The 16914-nt window shown below is 63.4% G+C and carries 17 protein-coding genes; 14 read left to right on the forward strand and 3 right to left on the reverse strand.

Annotation, left to right across the window (positions count from 1 at the left end):
- Positions 1-11: 11 nt before the first annotated feature.
- The gene (locus tag ACPZMI_RS24015; RefSeq protein ID WP_054891845.1) at positions 12-683 is read left to right on the forward strand and encodes a response regulator; all 672 of its coding nucleotides are present in this window, start codon (positions 12-14) and stop codon (positions 681-683) included.
- Positions 676-2055 (forward strand): sensor histidine kinase, encoded by a 1380-nt coding sequence (locus ACPZMI_RS24020; RefSeq protein ID WP_426353205.1) that lies wholly within the window; start codon positions 676-678, stop codon positions 2053-2055. The genes ACPZMI_RS24015 and ACPZMI_RS24020 overlap by 8 nt, the downstream gene beginning before the upstream one ends.
- A gap of 18 nt (positions 2056-2073) precedes the next feature.
- Here ACPZMI_RS24020 and ACPZMI_RS24025 read toward each other — a convergent pair whose 3' ends face one another.
- Complete coding sequence (locus ACPZMI_RS24025) at positions 2074-2880, reverse strand: HDOD domain-containing protein (protein WP_186668613.1); 807 nt, start codon at positions 2878-2880, stop codon at positions 2074-2076.
- 55 nt (positions 2881-2935) lie between these two features.
- On the reverse strand, positions 2936-3877 hold the full coding sequence (ygfZ, locus tag ACPZMI_RS24030) for a CAF17-like 4Fe-4S cluster assembly/insertion protein YgfZ (protein ID WP_426353206.1): 942 nt from the start codon (positions 3875-3877) through the stop codon (positions 2936-2938).
- 135 nt (positions 3878-4012) lie between these two features.
- Between ygfZ and ACPZMI_RS24035 the strand changes: the two genes are divergently transcribed.
- Positions 4013-4267, forward strand: a complete 255-nt coding sequence (locus tag ACPZMI_RS24035; protein ID WP_054891841.1) for an FAD assembly factor SdhE — start codon at positions 4013-4015, stop codon at positions 4265-4267.
- Entirely contained in the window at positions 4251-4706 is a 456-nt protein-coding gene (locus ACPZMI_RS24040; protein WP_426353207.1) for a protein YgfX, read from the forward strand. The genes ACPZMI_RS24035 and ACPZMI_RS24040 overlap by 17 nt, the downstream gene beginning before the upstream one ends.
- A gap of 60 nt (positions 4707-4766) precedes the next feature.
- Here the strand turns inward: ACPZMI_RS24040 and nadB are convergent, their stop codons facing one another.
- Positions 4767-6371, reverse strand: a complete 1605-nt coding sequence (gene nadB, locus ACPZMI_RS24045; RefSeq protein WP_186668608.1) for an L-aspartate oxidase — start codon at positions 6369-6371, stop codon at positions 4767-4769.
- A 435-nt stretch (positions 6372-6806) separates the two neighbouring features.
- On the opposite strand from nadB, the gene rpoE reads away from it, so the two are divergent.
- From rpoE to pdxJ, 10 genes are all read left to right on the forward strand, one after another.
- On the forward strand, positions 6807-7388 hold the full coding sequence (rpoE, locus tag ACPZMI_RS24050) for an RNA polymerase sigma factor RpoE/AlgU (protein ID WP_003252049.1): 582 nt from the start codon (positions 6807-6809) through the stop codon (positions 7386-7388).
- A gap of 31 nt (positions 7389-7419) precedes the next feature.
- Entirely contained in the window at positions 7420-8010 is a 591-nt protein-coding gene (locus ACPZMI_RS24055) for a sigma-E factor negative regulatory protein (protein ID WP_125930590.1), read from the forward strand.
- Between the two features lie 12 nt (positions 8011-8022).
- Positions 8023-8985 (forward strand): MucB/RseB C-terminal domain-containing protein, encoded by a 963-nt coding sequence (locus ACPZMI_RS24060; RefSeq protein WP_186668604.1) that lies wholly within the window; start codon positions 8023-8025, stop codon positions 8983-8985.
- Between the two features lie 207 nt (positions 8986-9192).
- Entirely contained in the window at positions 9193-10593 is a 1401-nt protein-coding gene (locus ACPZMI_RS24065; RefSeq protein ID WP_411384446.1) for a DegQ family serine endoprotease, read from the forward strand.
- A 215-nt stretch (positions 10594-10808) separates the two neighbouring features.
- Positions 10809-12608, forward strand: a complete 1800-nt coding sequence (lepA, locus tag ACPZMI_RS24070) for a translation elongation factor 4 (RefSeq protein WP_186668600.1) — start codon at positions 10809-10811, stop codon at positions 12606-12608.
- A gap of 5 nt (positions 12609-12613) precedes the next feature.
- The gene (lepB, locus tag ACPZMI_RS24075) at positions 12614-13468 is read left to right on the forward strand and encodes a signal peptidase I (RefSeq protein WP_054891835.1); all 855 of its coding nucleotides are present in this window, start codon (positions 12614-12616) and stop codon (positions 13466-13468) included.
- Between the two features lie 158 nt (positions 13469-13626).
- Positions 13627-14316 carry a ribonuclease III gene (gene rnc / locus ACPZMI_RS24080; protein ID WP_186668598.1) on the forward strand — a complete coding sequence of 230 codons (690 nt, stop codon included), beginning with the start codon at positions 13627-13629 and terminating at the stop codon, positions 14314-14316.
- On the forward strand, positions 14309-15211 hold the full coding sequence (era, locus tag ACPZMI_RS24085; RefSeq protein WP_186668596.1) for a GTPase Era: 903 nt from the start codon (positions 14309-14311) through the stop codon (positions 15209-15211). Before rnc ends, era begins: the two co-directional genes overlap by 8 nt.
- 145 nt (positions 15212-15356) lie before the next feature.
- Positions 15357-16040 carry a DNA repair protein RecO gene (recO, locus tag ACPZMI_RS24090; protein WP_186668594.1) on the forward strand — a complete coding sequence of 228 codons (684 nt, stop codon included), beginning with the start codon at positions 15357-15359 and terminating at the stop codon, positions 16038-16040.
- A gap of 61 nt (positions 16041-16101) precedes the next feature.
- Entirely contained in the window at positions 16102-16827 is a 726-nt protein-coding gene (pdxJ, locus tag ACPZMI_RS24095) for a pyridoxine 5'-phosphate synthase (RefSeq protein WP_189657675.1), read from the forward strand.
- The last annotated feature ends 87 nt before the right edge of the window (positions 16828-16914 follow it).

The following is a 16914-nucleotide window of genomic DNA, read 5'->3' on the forward strand; positions in this document are numbered from 1 at the left end:
GGGAGAATCCGATGCGTGTGTTGCTGGTCGAAGACCATCTGCCGTTGGCTGAAAGCGTGGCCCAGGCCCTCAAGAGCCAGGGCTTGACCGTGGATGTGCTGCATGACGGGGTGGCCGCCGACCTGGCCCTGGCCAGCGAGGACTATGCTGTCGCCGTGCTGGATGTCGGCCTGCCGCGCATGGACGGTTTCGAAGTGCTGGCGCGCCTGCGCTCGCGGGGCAAGACCCTGCCGGTGCTGATGCTCACCGCGCGCAGCGACGTCAAGGACCGCGTGCACGGCCTGAACCTTGGGGCCGACGACTACCTGGCCAAGCCTTTCGAGCTCACCGAGCTTGAGGCGCGGGTCAAGGCACTGCTGCGCCGTAGCGTGCTCGGTGGCGAACGTCAGCAACGTTGCGGGCCCCTGGTGTATGACCTGGACACGCGGCGCTTTGCGCTGGGTGACGAGCCGCTGACCTTGACCTCGCGCGAACAGAGCGTGCTCGAGGCGCTGATCGCCCGTCCCGGGCGGGTGATGAGCAAGGAGCAATTGGCCGCACAGGTGTTTGGCCTGGACGAAGAAGCCAGCCCCGATGCCATCGAGATCTACATCCATCGCCTGCGCAAAAAGCTCGATGGCCACCCGGTGGCGATCGTCACGTTCCGCGGCCTGGGCTACCTGCTCGAGCATCGCGATGCGTGACAACGGCAGCCTGCGCGCGCGCCTGCTCGGCAACCTGGCGCTGTTGCTCGTGGTGCTGATGCTGGCCAGCGGCCTGAGCGCTTACTGGAATGGCCGCGAGGCCGCCGACACCGCCTATGACCGCACGCTGCTGGCCTCGGCGCGGACCATTGCCGCCGGCCTCTCCCAGCGCGATGGCACGCTCAGCGCCGATGTGCCCTATGTGGCCCTGGACACCTTCGCCTACGACAGCGCCGGACGCATCTACTACCAGGTGCTGGATATCCACCAGAGGCTGATTTCCGGTTACGAGAAGCTGCCGCCGCCGCCCCCTGGCACGCCGCGCACCGACGACTATCCGGCACTGGCGCGTTTCTACAACGCCACCTACCTGGGCCAGGATGTGCGCGTGGTGAGCCTGCTCAAGGCCGTCAGCGAACCGAACATGAACGGCATGGCCGAGATCCGCGTGGCCGAGACCGAAGAGGCGCGGGTGAGCATGGCGCGCGGACTGATGGCCGACACGTTGCTGCGCCTGGGCATGCTTGCGCTGGGCGCGCTGGTGATGGTGTGGTTCGCGGTCAGTGCTGCACTGCGTCCGCTGGAGCGTCTGCGCACGGCGGTGGAGGCCCGTCAGCCCGACGATCTGCGGGCCCTGCCGGTGGTGCAGGTGCAGCATGAACTGGGGCCGCTGGTGCGGGCCTTGAACCACTTCACCGAGCGGCTGCGCGGCCAGTTCGAGCGCCAGGCGCAGTTCATCGCCGATGCTGCCCACGAGTTGCGCACACCACTGGCGGCGCTCAAGGCTCGGGTGGAGTTGGGCTTGCGCTCGCGGGAGCCCGAGGAGTGGCGCCAGACCCTGGAGTCTGCGGCCCAGGGGACTGATCGCCTTACCCACCTGGCCAACCAGTTGCTGTCGCTGGCCCGTGTGGAAAATGGCGCCCGGGCAATCGCCGAAGGCGGTGCAAAGCGCCTGGATCTCAGCCAGCTGGCCCGCGAACTGGGCATGGCCATGGCGCCGCTGGCCCATGCCCGGGGTGTTGCCCTGGCGCTGGAAGCCGAGGCGCCGGTTTGGCTGAAGGGCGAGCCGACCTTGCTCAACGAGCTGCTCAGCAACCTGGTGGACAATGCCCTGGCCCACACGCCGATGGGCGGTAACGTGATCCTGCGCGTGCTGGCCCCTGCGGTGCTGGAGGTCGAGGACGATGGGCCGGGGATTCCAGTGGATGATCGCGAGCGCGTGTTCGAGCGCTTCTACCGGCGCAGTGCCCAAGGCAGTGGGCTAGGGTTGGCGATCGTCGGCGAAATTTGCCGTGCGCATCTGGCGCAGATCAGCCTGCATGATGGCGACAACGGCGGTTTGAAGGTGCGGGTGAGCTTCATTGCGGATTGACCGCCGCACCCGCGGCAGTCAGCGCAACATGTCTCGTGCCTCGACCAGCTCCAGCAGATCCAGCTCTTTGCCCTCCGGCAAGCGCAGCAGCTTATAGGCGGGCAGGCTGGTCAAGGGCTGGCCGCGCCCGCGCAGGCTGAGCGAGCGGGCGATCTGGACGATGCCGATGTAGTCGATCTTGTCGGTCTCGCGCTCCAGGTCCTGGACCTGGCTGGGCAGGTTGACCAGTTGCTCGGGAAACTCCCAGGCGCTGAGGATCTTGTCGCCCAGCACGGGATGGATCTGTTCGATCACGAAGTGCAGGCACACCGGGTCGGACAGCAGCTCGTTGTGCTCTTCGGCGTAGATCAGTACCGGCAGGGCGCCGATCTGGTGCACAAGACCACCCAGGGTGGCCTGGTCGGGTTTGAGGTGGGTGTAGCGTCTGCAGATTTCGTAACTGATGCCCGCCACTTCCAGGCTGTTTTCCCAGATATCGCGCAGCTTGTGTTCCACCGCCGGCGATCGGGCATGGAAGATCTGTTCGATCACCAGGCCGATAGCCAGGTTACAGCTGTAGTTGACGCCCAGGCGTGTGATCGCGGTGTGCAGGTCGGTGACCTCCACCAGTGCGCGCAGCAGCGGGCTGTTGACCACCTTGATCAGGCGCGCCGACAGCGCAGCATCGCGACCGATCACGCGGCTCAAGGCGGCAACGCTGATTTCGCTGTCTTCGGCGGCTTCTCGGATGCTCAGGGCAACCTCGGGCAGCGTGGGCAGGACCAGGTCGTCGTTGTCGATGGCAGCGAGCAACTGCGCTTGAACCATCTCGGCCAGCTTGTTCATGGACTTCTCTACCGCAGTGGTGGGGCTGCCCCGCCGCAGCGGCGGGGCGGGCTGGTCAGCGCTGGATTTCCCGATCGCGGTCCAGTTCGTAGGGCAGGTCGAGCAGGGTCAGGCGTGGGCCTTCGAGGCTGCCCAGGTGCAGGTTGTCATCTTCCACCGAGTCGGCGCTGAGCACTGCCAGCAGTTCGACACCTTGCTCGGCCGGTGCCGCGATGACCACCTCGCCGACCGAGGAGCCGTGGGTGGGCGAGAAGATCTCTGCGCCGGGTGCGGGGGCTTCGTCCACGGGCAGCGAGAGGCGATACTGGCGACGCTTGAGCTTGCCCAGGTACTGCATGCGCGCGACGATTTCCTGGCCGGTATAGCAGCCCTTCTTGAAACTCACGCCGTCGACGGCCTGCAGGTTGATCATCTGCGGGATGAACAGTTCACGGGTCGGGCCCATGACCTGGCCGATGCCGGCGCGGATCTGACCCAGCAGCCAGGCATCCAGGGTGCCTTCGGGCAGTGCGGCGGCGAGGACTTCGCGCACGTTGGCGGCCTGTTCGGCGGGCACCCACAGTTCGACGCGTGCAGGCGAGACAGCGATGGCGACGAGCCCTTCATAACGCACGGTGGCGCCGGCTGCCTGTGGTGTTTCAAGCCCCAGCGCGTGCAGCGCGGCATCGCCCTGCTGCAGGCCGAAGCGTACCCAGGCGGGGCTTTCGTCGGTCAGCGTGGCCTTGGAGAACACCGCGTACTTCTTCAGATCCGCCAATTGCGCCTCGAGCAGTTCGCTGGCCATGGCAAGCAGATAGCCATTGCCTTCGGGCAGGATGCGGAAGCTGGATTGCATGCGGCCTTTGACCATGCAGCGAGCGCCGAGACTGGCGTGCTGCGGATTCAGATAGTCGAGGTTGCAGGTCAGCTGGCCTTGCAGGAACTTGCCGGCGTCGGAGCCGCGGACAGCGAGGATGCCCTCGTGGGACAGGGGACAGAAGAAAGCGGAGTCGGCCATGGGTCATCGCGGTAGCTATAAAGACTGGCGGCCATCATAGAACGCCAGTAACAAAATAGGTAGGTGACTAGACCAATGCCTCGTGCCGCTGTGGTTGCAGCGCGGTATACTGCGCGACCATTCGAGGAGGGCCCCATGGTCGAACAAACTGAACTCAACCGGCTTTTCTGGCACAGCCGCCGCGGCATGCTGGAGCTGGACGTGCTGCTCGTACCCTTCACCCAGGAGGTTTACCCGAACCTGAGCGAAGCGGATCGCGAACTGTACCGCCGCCTGTTGACCTGCGAGGACCAGGACATGTTCGGCTGGTTCATGGAGCGTAACGAATCCGAAGACCCTGAGCTGCAGCGCATGGTCCGCATCATCCTGGACCGTGTCCAGCCCAAGTGAGTGCTTCGAGTGCCGTTGGCAGGGCTCGCGCCTGCTGCTGACGGCCTATCTTGCCGGGCAGGCGCTGGCGCTCGCCACTCTGTGGTTCAGTGCCTTGCCCTGGTGGTTGGCAACCTGCGTGCTGATTGCCTGCCTCGCCCATGCCTGTTGGGTGATTCCCCGTCGTATCCTCCTGACCCATCCTGATGCCGTGACCGGTCTGCGCCGTGATGCGCGTGGCTGGCAGGCGTTCAGCCGTGCCCGTGGCTGGCAGCGGGTTAGGTTGTGCCGTGACAGCGTCGCGCTGCCGGTGATGGTGGTGTTGCGCTTCGTGCGCGAAGGGCGGCGGGTTGCCCAGAGCCAGTGCATTCCAAGGGATGCGCTGACGGCGGATGAGCACCGACAGCTTCGTGTGCGCTTGAAGTTCAGCCGACGCCGATGGGTGATGGCTGTAGAGTGAAGTGGGTGTTGCCGACCTCTTCGCGGGCAAGTCGCCGCGGCGAAAAGGCCGGCGCCAGGCTCAGGTCGGGCTGAGTATCGTATCCCTGGCCTCACCCAGCATCCCCGGGTAGTCCAGGGTGTAGTGCAGCCCACGGCTTTCCTTGCGCTGCATCGCCGAGCGAATCATCAGCTCGGCCACCTGTGCCAGGTTGCGCAGCTCGATCAGGTCGCGGCTGACCTTGTAGTTGCTGTAGAACTCGTCGATTTCGTCCAGCAGCAGGCGCACCCGGTGCTCGGCGCGCTGCAGGCGTTTGCTGGTGCGCACGATGCCGACGTAGTCCCACATGAATCGCCGCAGTTCGTCCCAGTTGTGCGCGATGATCACGTCTTCATCCGAATCGGTAACCTGGCTGGCATCCCAGCAAGGCAGGGCCTGCGGCCTGCCGACTTGATCCAGGTGCGCCTCGATGTCCGCGGCAGCCGCGCGGCCGTAGACGAAGCACTCCAGCAGCGAATTGCTGGCCATGCGATTGGCGCCGTGCAGGCCGGTGAAACTGGTCTCGCCAATGGCATACAGGCCCGGTACGTCGGTGTGGCCGCGCTCGTCGACCATCACGCCGCCGCAGGTGTAGTGCGCTGCCGGTACCACCGGGATCGGCTGGCGAGTGATGTCGATGCCGAAGGTCAGGCAGCGTTCGTAGACCGTGGGGAAGTGGCTCTTGATGAACTCGACCGGCTTGTGGGTGATGTCCAGGTACACGCAGTCCACGCCCAGGCGCTTCATCTCGTGGTCGATGGCGCGAGCGACGATATCCCGTGGCGCCAACTCTTCGCGCGGGTCGAAGCGCGGCATGAAGCGCTCGCCGTTGGGCAGGCGCAGCAGCGCACCTTCGCCACGCAGGGCCTCGGTGATCAGGAAACTCTTGGCTTGCGGGTGGTACAGGCAGGTTGGGTGGAACTGGTTGAACTCAAGGTTCGCCACCCGACAGCCGGCGCGCCAGGCCATGGCAATGCCATCACCGCAGGCGCCGTCGGGGTTGCTGGTGTAGAGATAGACCTTGGCCGCGCCGCCTGTCGCTAACACCGTGAAGCGTGCGCCGAAGGTGTCCACCTCGCCGCTGTTGCGGTCGAGCACGTAGGCGCCCAGGCAGCGTTCGCCGGGCAGGCCCAGGCGCCGCTCGGTGATCAGGTCCACGGCTACACGCTGTTCGAGCAGGTCGATGTTCGGGCGCTGGCGCGCCTGTTCCAGAAGCGTGGTGAAGATCGCGGCGCCCGTGGCATCGGCGGCATGGATGATGCGGCGGTGGCTGTGACCGCCTTCACGGGTGAGGTGGAACTCGAAGCCGCCGTCGTCGACGCTGTGGTGTTCATCGCGGGTGAAGGGCACGCCCTGCTCAATCAGCCACTCGATGGCTTCGCGGCTGTGTTCGACGGTGAATCGCACGGCGTCTTCATGGCACAGGCCACCGCCTGCATTGAGCGTGTCCTCGACGTGCGATTGCACCGTGTCGGTGTCGTCCAGTACCGCGGCGACACCGCCCTGGGCCCAGAAGGTAGAGCCGTTGGCGAGGTCGCCCTTGCTCAGGACCGCGACGCGCAGGTGGCCGGGAAGGTTCAGTGCCAGGCTGAGACCGGCGGCGCCACTGCCGATCACCAGGACATCATGTTGGAATTGTTGGCTCATGTCGGGACACTAGTAACTAGGGAAGGGGAGCGGCACAATAGTGATGCGTATATGGCATTGTGAAACTATCGTGAAAGATGCCGGGCTGCCTTTATAGCAGCCCCCGGCGTCGGATTTCCAATGGCGGTTGCGCAGGCGTGGCGACTTTGTGGGAACTTTCCAGTACCCCTGCAAATCTCAAGAAGGCTGCCCGTCTGCCACGATTGCCGAGGCGACGCAGGACAGCGGCTCTACCCGGGCTGAAACCTGTGTATTCGAGACACTGATTATCGACGCAGCCGGCTGCGACCGCGCTGTGTCTTTTTCGTGCGAGCCGACCAGAGGCCGCAGGAAACTTGCTTGGAGGGGAGAACTTTTGCGCAAAGCCCGAGTCTATGGTTGCAAGCCTGAACGATGGCTGTCGCAACGCTCCTTTGAGTTCACTGAGGAGTGTTCATGCTAACCCAGGAAGAGGATCAGCAGCTTGTCGAGCGCGTGCAGCGCGGTGACAGGCGAGCGTTCGATCTGTTGGTGCTGAAGTATCAGCACAAGATTCTCGGGTTGATCGTGCGTTTTGTACACGACACCCATGAAGCGCAGGACGTGGCGCAGGAAGCTTTCATCAAGGCCTACCGTGCGCTTGGCAACTTCCGCGGTGACAGTGCGTTCTACACGTGGCTGTACCGCATCGCCATCAACACGGCGAAGAATTACCTGGTGTCCCGTGGAAGACGGCCGCCAGACAGCGATGTGAGCTCCGAGGATGCGGAGTTCTACGACGGCGATCATGGTCTCAAGGATCTAGAGTCCCCAGAGCGCTCGTTGTTGCGGGATGAAATCGAAGGCACTGTCCATCGCACCATCCAGCAACTGCCCGAAGACCTGCGCACGGCATTGACCCTGCGCGAGTTCGACGGGCTGAGTTACGAAGACATTGCCAGTGTCATGCAATGTCCGGTGGGTACCGTGCGCTCTCGAATCTTCCGCGCTCGGGAGGCCATAGACAAAGCCCTGCAACCCCTGTTGCAGGAAACCTGAGACAGCGGCGACAGCCAAGAGAGGAACCGCCATGAGTCGTGAAGCTTTGCAGGAATCGCTGTCCGCGGTAATGGATAACGAAGCGGACGAACTGGAATTACGTCGCGTGCTGAACGCGGTCGATGATGCCGAGACCCGTGCCACCTGGTCGCGTTACCAGGTCGCTCGCGCAGCCATGCACAAGGAACTGCTGCTGCCCAAGCTTGACATTGCGTCGGCCGTTTCTGCCGCGCTGGCCGACGAAGCCGTCCCGGTCAAGGCCAAGCGTGGCCCGTGGCGCAGCATTGGTCGCCTGGCCGTTGCCGCTTCGGTGACCGTCGCTGTGCTGGCGGGCGTACGCCTGTACAACCAGGATGAGATCAACGGCGCGCAACTTGCTTCGCAGCAACCTGTGCAGCAGGGGATCACCGTACCGCAGGCTCAAGGTCCAGCCGTTCTGGCAGGCTATAGTGAGAGCAGTGAGCAACCGACCGGGCCGATGGCCAACGGTGTGCTGCAGAACCAGGCCGGCTGGGATCAGCGTCTGCCAGGTTACCTGCGCCAGCACGCTCAGGAGTCTGCGCTGAAGGGCACTGAAACCGCTCTGCCTTACGCACGCGCCGCCAGCCTGGAAAATCGCTAAGTAAGGAGGATCATGCGCGCGCTACCTCTTCTGTCGCTGCTGCTCGGCAGTTGCATCACGGTGCCGGCATTGGCGGCCAACTCTTCGCCCGAGGCGAGCGAGTGGCTGAACAAGCTGGCACAGGCCGAGCAAGGGCAGAGTTACCAGGGTTCTTTCGTCTACGAACGTAACGGCAGTTTTTCTTCCCACGATATCTGGCATCGCGTCCAGGACGGCAAAGTCAGCGAGCGGTTGTTGCAGCTCGATGGCGCCGCCCAGGAAATCGTGCGGGTCGACGGCAAGGTGCAGTGCGTCAGTGGTTCCCTGGTCAGCGGGGTCGGTACGCCGCCCGATTCCGCCCCGCGAGTGCTCGATCCTCTGAAGCTGATGAGCTGGTACGACCTGGGTGTGGCTGGCAAGGCACGTATCGCCGGGCGCGACGCGGTGATCGTCACCCTCACTCCACGCGACCAGCACCGTTACGCCTTTGAGCTTCACCTGGATCGCCAGACCGGCCTGCCGCTGCGGTCGTTGATGCTCAACGACAAGGGCCAGTTGCTCGAGCGCTTCCAGATGACCCGCCTGGATACCGATGATGTTCCGACCGATCGCGACCTGCAGGCCAGTTCCGCGTGCAAGCCGGTGCAGCCTCTTGCGGCGGCGAAGCCTGAAACTGTCGCTGGCTGGCGTTCCGACTGGCTGCCGCCTGGCTTCGAGCTGGTCAACAGCGCCGTGCGCCGTGATCCCGAACGCAACAGCACCGTCAGCAGCCTGATGTACGACGATGGGCTGGCGCGGTTCTCCGTCTTTCTCGAGCCGATCAAGGAAGACGCCGGTACCGATACCCGTGCGCAACTGGGGCCTACCGTCGCTGTCTCACGGCATCTGAACACACCCAAGGGCAAGGTCATGGTCACCGTGGTCGGAGAGATTCCGCTGGGGACCGCCGAGCGCGTGGCATTGTCGATGCGCGCCCAGGATGTCCAGGCGCGGTAATGACCGTCCCAGACCCTTCCTACAAGCTGTCAGGCGCGCAGCTGACATGAAATTAAAGCATTGTCATTTGCAATCAACTGGTAAATTTTCTATAGGTCAGACTTCCTGGAGTCTGGCCTTTCCTGCATCTGCAGGGGCCCTTCTGCTAACTACGCTCGTTGTGACGGGAGCCGTATGTCAATACCACGCTTGAAAACCTATCTATCGATGTTCGCCGCCGTGCTGATGCTCGGCCAGGTGCTTACCGCCCAGGCCGAGGAAGCCCTGCCGGACTTCACCACCCTGGTCGAGCAAGCCTCGCCGGCGGTGGTCAACATCAGTACCAAGCAAAAACTGCCGGACCGTCGCGTCGCCGCCGGGCAGATGCCCGACCTGGAGGGCCTGCCTCCGATGTTCCGCGAGTTTTTCGAGCGCAACATGCCGCAGCAGCCGCGCTCCCCGCGTGGTGATCGCCAGCGTGAGGCTCAGTCGCTGGGCTCGGGCTTCATCATCTCCAGCGATGGTTATGTCCTGACCAACAACCATGTGGTCGCCGATGCCGACGAGATCATCGTCCGCCTGTCCGATCGCAGCGAACTGCAAGCCAAGCTGGTTGGCACCGACCCGCGCACCGACGTGGCACTGCTCAAGGTCGATGGCAAGAATCTGCCGACCGTCAAGCTGGGCGATTCCGAGAAGCTGAAGGTCGGTGAGTGGGTGTTGGCCATCGGCTCGCCGTTCGGTTTCGATCATTCGGTGACCAAAGGTATCGTCAGCGCCAAGGGGCGTACCTTGCCCAACGACACCTACGTGCCGTTCATCCAGACCGACGTCGCGATCAACCCGGGTAACTCCGGCGGCCCGCTGTTCAACATGAAGGGTGAGGTCGTGGGTATCAACTCGCAGATCTTCACCCGCTCCGGCGGCTTCATGGGCCTGTCGTTCGCCATCCCGATCGACGTGGCGATCGATGTCTCGAACCAGTTGAAGAAAGACGGCAAGGTCAGCCGCGGCTGGCTCGGCGTGGTGATCCAGGAAGTGAACAAGGACCTGGCCGAGTCCTTCGGGCTCGACAAGCCTGCCGGTGCGCTGGTAGCCCAGGTGCTGGAAAACGGCCCTGCGGCCAAGGGCGGCCTGCAGGTCGGTGACGTGATCCTGAGCATGAACGGCCAGCCGATCGTCATGTCCGCAGACCTGCCACACCTGGTCGGCGGTCTCAAGGATGGCCAGAAAGCCAAACTCGAGATCATCCGCGAAGGCAAGCGCCAGACCCTGGACATCACCATCGGTGCACTCCCTGAAGACGATGCCGACATTGGCACCGCTGGCCAGGCAGGCGTGGAGCGCAACAGCAACCGCCTGGGCGTCTCGGTCGCCGACCTCAGCGACGAGCAGAAGAAGTCGCTCGAGCTCAAGGGTGGTGTGGTCATCAAGGAGGTTCAGGATGGTCCGGCAGCACTGATTGGCCTGCGTCCGGGCGACGTGATCAGCCACCTGAACAACCAGGCGATCAGCTCGGCCAAGCAATTCACCGAGATCGCCAAGGACCTGCCGAAGAACCGTTCGGTATCGATGCGTGTGCTGCGACAGGGCCGCGCCAGCTTCATCACCTTCAAGTTGGCTGAATAGGCTGAGTGAAGGGTAGGAAAGGGCAGCTTCGGCTGCCCTTTTTCATGAGCGTGTCATGATGTTCTGTGGGAACATCAGCGAGCCGAGCAAATTCATGTCGCATTTGCAGGTGTGCGTGGCGATAGAGGAATCTCCCATATCCCTCCGGCTTGAGGTACAATTCCCGGCTATTTTTCCGCGGGCGTCCGGCTCGCAGCCTTTTCGAGTGTTGACCCGTGAGTGATTTGAGTCATATCCGCAATTTCTCCATCATCGCCCACATCGACCATGGCAAGTCGACGCTGGCCGACCGTTTCATCCAGATGTGCGGTGGCCTGTCGGCGCGCGAAATGGAGGCCCAGGTCCTCGACTCCATGGACCTCGAGCGTGAACGCGGTATCACCATCAAGGCCCACAGCGTCACCCTGCACTACAAGGCGCAGGACGGCAAAACCTACCAGTTGAACTTCATCGACACCCCCGGCCACGTCGACTTCACCTACGAAGTCTCGCGTTCGCTGGCCGCGTGCGAGGGCGCGCTGCTGGTGGTCGATGCCGGTCAGGGCGTCGAGGCGCAGTCGGTCGCCAACTGCTACACCGCCATCGAGCAGGGCCTCGAGGTCATGCCGGTACTGAACAAGATGGACCTGCCCCAGGCCGATCCGGACCGCGTCAAGGACGAGATCGAGAAGATCATCGGCATCGACGCCACCGAAGCCGTGGCCTGCAGCGCCAAGAGCGGCATGGGCGTGGACGAGGTGCTCGAGCGCCTGGTGCAGACCATTCCCGCGCCAGAAGGCGAGATCGACGCCCCTCTGCAGGCGCTGATCATCGACTCCTGGTTCGACAACTACCTGGGCGTCGTGTCGCTGGTGCGTGTGCGCCAGGGCCGGGTCAAGAAGGGCGACAAGATCCTGGTCAAGTCCACCGGCAAGGTGCACCTGGTCGACAGCGTCGGTGTCTTCACCCCGAAACACACCCAGACCGCCGACCTCAAGGCTGGCGAAGTGGGCTTCATCATCGCCAGCATCAAGGACATTCACGGCGCGCCGGTCGGCGACACCCTGACGCTGTCCTCGACCCCCGAGGTCGAGGTGCTGCCTGGCTTCAAGAAGATCCAGCCGCAGGTGTACGCCGGCCTGTTCCCGGTCAGCTCCGACGATTTCGAGGACTTCCGCGACGCCCTGCAGAAGCTGACGCTCAACGACTCGTCGCTGCAGTACATGCCGGAAAGCTCCGACGCCCTGGGCTTCGGCTTCCGTTGCGGCTTCCTCGGCATGCTGCACATGGAGATCATCCAGGAGCGCCTCGAGCGCGAATACGACCTGGACCTGATCACCACCGCGCCGAGCGTGATCTACGAGCTGGAGCTCAAGACCGGCGAAACCATCGTCGTCGACAACCCGTCGAAGCTGCCGGATGTCTCGGCGGTCGCGGACTTCCGCGAGCCGATCGTCACGGCGACCATCCTCGTGCCGCAGGAGCACCTGGGCAACGTCATCACCCTGTGCATCGAGAAGCGTGGCGTTCAGCGTGACATGCAGTTCCTCGGCAGCCAGGTACAGGTGCGCTACGACCTGCCGATGAACGAAGTGGTGCTGGACTTCTTCGACAAGCTCAAATCCACCAGCCGCGGCTACGCTTCGCTGGACTATCATTTCGATCGCTACCAGTCGGCCAACCTGGTCAAGCTGGACGTGCTGATCAACGGCGACAAGGTCGATGCCCTGGCATTGATCGTGCATCGTGACAACGCGGCCTACAAAGGCCGTGCGTTGACCGAGAAGATGAAGGAACTGATTCCTCGGCAGATGTTCGACGTGGCGATCCAGGCAGCTATCGGCGGCCAGATCATTGCGCGGACCACTGTCAAGGCGCTCAGAAAGAACGTACTGGCTAAGTGCTATGGCGGTGACGTCAGCCGTAAGAAGAAGCTGCTGGAGAAGCAGAAGGCCGGTAAGAAACGCATGAAGCAGGTGGGCAACGTGGAGATCCCACAGGAAGCCTTCCTCGCTGTGCTCAGGTTGGATAGCTAGGTCCTATGTCGCTAAATTTCCCGCTGTTGCTAGTCATCGCCGTCGCTGTCTGCGGCCTGTTGGGTCTGATCGATCTGCTGTTCCTGGCCCCGCGCCGGCGAGCGGCGATCGCTAACTACCAGGGCAGCGTCAGCCAGCCCGAGGTCGCGGTGGTCGAGCGCCTGAACAAGGAGCCGTTGCTCGTCGAGTACGGCAAGTCGTTCTTCCCGGTACTGTTCATCGTGCTGGTGCTGCGCTCGTTCCTGGTCGAACCCTTCCAGATTCCGTCGGGTTCGATGAAGCCGACCCTGGAAGTGGGCGATTTCATCCTGGTGAACAAGTTCTCCTACGGTATCCGCCTGCCGGTGATCGACAAGAAGGTCATCGAGGTCGGTGACCCGCAGCGCGGTGACGTCATGGTGTTCCGCTACCCGAGCGACCCGAACGTCAACTACATCAAGCGTGTGGTCGGTCTGCCGGGCGACCGGATCCGCTACACCAACGAGAAGCATCTGTACGTCAACGACCAGCTGGTCGCTGAGCAACTGGTGGGCACCGAAGCCGGATCCTTGGGTAGCGCCGAGTTGTACAAGGAGAAGCTGGGCGAAGCCGAGCACCTGATCCGCAAGGAAATGAGCCGCTATCGCATGCCGCCGGACCAGCAGTGGACCGTGCCGGCTGGCCATTACTTCATGATGGGCGACAACCGCGACAACTCCAACGACAGCCGCTACTGGGACGACCCGAGTATCCCGCGCGAGCTGCAGGGCATGGTCCCGGACCGTAACATCGTCGGCAAGGCCTTTGCGGTCTGGATGAGCTGGCCCGAGCCCAAGCTCAGCCACTTCCCCAACCTGTCACGGGTCGGTCTGATCCATTGATACCCCTCGGCGCTGTCCACAGACAGCGCCGAATGCATTTCTGACATAGGCTGTGTTCTCAGGGATGGATAAATTCGCCGCTGCATGACGGCGTGACACAGCCAAACAGTCTTTCAGGATGTTGATTTGAACGCGTTTAACAACGAAGGGGTGGCTGCATGAGCGCTTCCCTCGAACGCCTGGAGCGCAAGCTCGGCTATACCTTCAAAGACCGGGATCAGATGCTCCTGGCACTTACGCACCGCAGCTACGCCGGGCGCAACAACGAGCGCCTGGAGTTTCTCGGCGATGCGATTCTCAATTTCGTAGCTGGCGAGGCGCTGTTCGAGCGTTTCCCGCAGGCTCGCGAAGGCCAGTTGTCGCGCCTGCGCGCTCGCCTGGTCAAAGGAGAAACCCTGGCCCGCCTGGCCCGTGGCTTCGACCTGGGCGACTACTTGCGCCTTGGCTCGGGTGAACTCAAGAGCGGTGGTTTTCGCCGCGAGTCCATTCTTGCCGACGCCCTCGAAGCGCTGATCGGCGCGATCTACCTGGACGCCGACATGCAGACTGCCCGCGAGCGCATCCTGGCCTGGTTGGCCGGTGAGTTCGATGGGCTGACCCTGGTCGACACCAACAAGGACCCCAAGACGCGCCTGCAGGAATACCTGCAGTCGCGTGCCTGCGAGCTGCCGCGTTATGAAGTGGTGGATATCCAGGGCGAACCTCATTGCCGCACCTTCTTCGTCGAATGCGAAGTGGTGCTGCTGAACAACAAGAGCCGCGGTCAGGGCGTGAGCCGGCGTATCGCCGAGCAGGTCGCCGCTGCCGCCGCACTGATCGCCTTGGGCGTGGAGAATGGCAATGACTGAGAACAATCCGACCCGCTGCGGTTACGTGGCCATCGTCGGCCGCCCCAACGTGGGCAAGTCCACGCTGCTCAACCACATCCTCGGGCAGAAGCTGGCGATCACCTCGCGCAAGCCGCAGACCACCCGTCACAACATGCTCGGCATCAAGACCGAAGGTGACGTGCAGGCGATCTACGTCGACACCCCCGGCATGCACAAGGCCAACGACAAGGCCTTGAACCGCTACATGAACCGCAACGCCTCGGCAGCCCTCAAGGATGTCGACGTGGTGATCTTTGTGGTCGACCGCACCCGTTGGACCGATGAGGACCAACTGGTGCTCGAACGTGTGCAGTACGTCACTGGCCCGCTCATCATCGCGGTCAACAAGACCGACCGCATGGAAGAGAAAGCCGAGCTGATCCCGCATCTGCAGTGGCTGCAGGAGCAACTTCCGAACGCCGAAGTGATGCCGATCTCGGCCCAGCAGGGGCACAACCTGGACGCGCTGGAAGCTCAGATCGCCAAGCACCTGCCGGAAAACGAGCACTTCTTCCCGGAAGACCAGATCACCGACCGCAGCAGCCGTTTCCTGGCGGCCGAACTGGTACGCGAGAAGATCATGCGCCAGCTCGGTGCCGAGCTGCCGTACCAGATCACGGTCGAGATCGAGGAATTCAAGCAGCAGGGGCATGTGCTGCACATCCACGCCTTGATCCTGGTCGAGCGTGATGGCCAGAAGAAGATCATCATCGGCGACAAGGGCGAGCGTATCAAACGCATTGGTTCCGAGGCCCGCAAGGACATGGAGGTGTTGTTCGACTCCAAGGTCATGCTCAACCTCTGGGTCAAGGTCAAGGGCGGCTGGTCCGATGACGAACGCGCCCTGCGTTCGCTGGGTTACGGCGACCTCTAAGCCTCGCCGCGCACCTTGTAGGAGCGGGCTTGCCCGCGAACACGGGCAACGCCCGTGCCATGCATCCACGGTGCCTGGGCTGGCCTCTTCGCGGGCAAGCCCGCTCCTACAGGTGTGCGCTTTGCCTGAGACCGAGTGACCGCTCATGGACCAACCCACCCCGCAACCCGCCTACGTCCTGCACAGCCGCGCCTACAAGGAAACCAGCGCGTTGGTGGACTTCTTCACCGCCCAAGGCCGTGTGCGGGCGGTGCTGCGGCGCGCGCGCGGCAAGGGCGGCAGCCCGGTGCGCCCCTTCGTGCCGCTGGAAGTCGAGTTGCGCGGGCGAGGCGAGTTGAAGAATGTCGGTCGGTTGGATACGGTCGGCCTTGCCGGCTGGCTGCATGGTGATGCGTTGTTCAGCGGGCTGTATCTCAACGAGTTGCTGATGCGCCTGCTCCCTGCCGAGGCGCCGTTCCCTGCACTGTTCGAGCACTACACCCTCACCCTTGAGGCGCTGGCTGCCGGTCGCCCGTTGGAGCCGCTGCTGCGCGCCTTCGAATGGCGTCTGCTGGACGAGTTGGGTTATGCCTTCTCGCTGACTCACGACGTGAACGATGACGCGGTCGTCGCCGAGGGGCGCTACCGACTCCAGGTGGACGCCGGGCTGGAGCGGGTCGAACTGCTTCAGCCTGGTCTGTTCATTGGCACAGAGCTGTTGGCCCTGGCCGATGCTGACTGGGACGCACCTGGCGCGCTGCTTGCGGCCAAGCGCCTGATGCGCCAGGCGCTTGCCGTTCACCTGGGGCCCAAGCCGCTGGTCAGCCGGGAACTGTTTCGCAAGCGCTGAGCACGTCGTATGCTGTGTGGCTCAATCTTCAGGAGAGCCTTTCGTGACTCACAGCAACCGCATGCTTCTCGGCGTCAACATCGATCACGTGGCCACTCTGCGCCAGGCCCGGGGCACCCGCTATCCGGACCCGGTCAAGGCCGCGCTGGACGCCGAGGAAGCGGGTGCCGACGGCATCACCGTGCATTTGCGCGAAGACCGTCGGCACATCCAGGAGCGTGATGTGCTGCTGCTCAAGGACGTGTTGCAGACGCGCATGAACTTCGAGATGGGCGTGACCGAGGAAATGATGCTCTTTGCCGAGAGGATCCGCCCTGCGCACATCTGCCTGGTCCCCGAGACCCGTCAGGAGCTGACCACCGAAGGTGGCCTGGACGTGGCCGGCCAGGAGGCGCGGATCAAGGCTGCGGTGGAACGCCTGGCGCGTACCGGGGCCGAGGTGTCGCTGTTCATCGATGCCGACGAGCGGCAGATCGAAGCGTCGCGTCGCGTGGGCGCACCGGCCATCGAGTTGCATACCGGTCGCTATGCCGATGCACAGACCCCGACCGAGGTGGCCGAAGAGTTGAAGCGTATCGTCGACGGTGTGGCCTTCGGCGTGGGGCAGGGGCTGATCGTCAATGCCGGGCATGGCCTGCACTACCATAACGTCGAGGCCGTGGCAGCGATCAAGGGTATCAATGAGCTGAACATTGGCCATGCGCTGGTGGCCCATGCATTGTTCGTCGGCTTCAAGGCGGCGGTGGCAGAGATGAAGGCCCTGATCGTGGCGGCCAGTTCCCGCTGATCAGTGCCGGCCCAATCGCGGGGCAAGCCCGCTCCCACAAGTACCCGCTGTCCATGAGAATAGCGGGTACTTGTGGGAGCGGGCTTG

This window comes from Pseudomonas wayambapalatensis, from assembly GCF_049942315.1.
Taxonomy (GTDB): Bacteria; Pseudomonadota; Gammaproteobacteria; order Pseudomonadales; family Pseudomonadaceae; genus Aquipseudomonas; species Aquipseudomonas wayambapalatensis.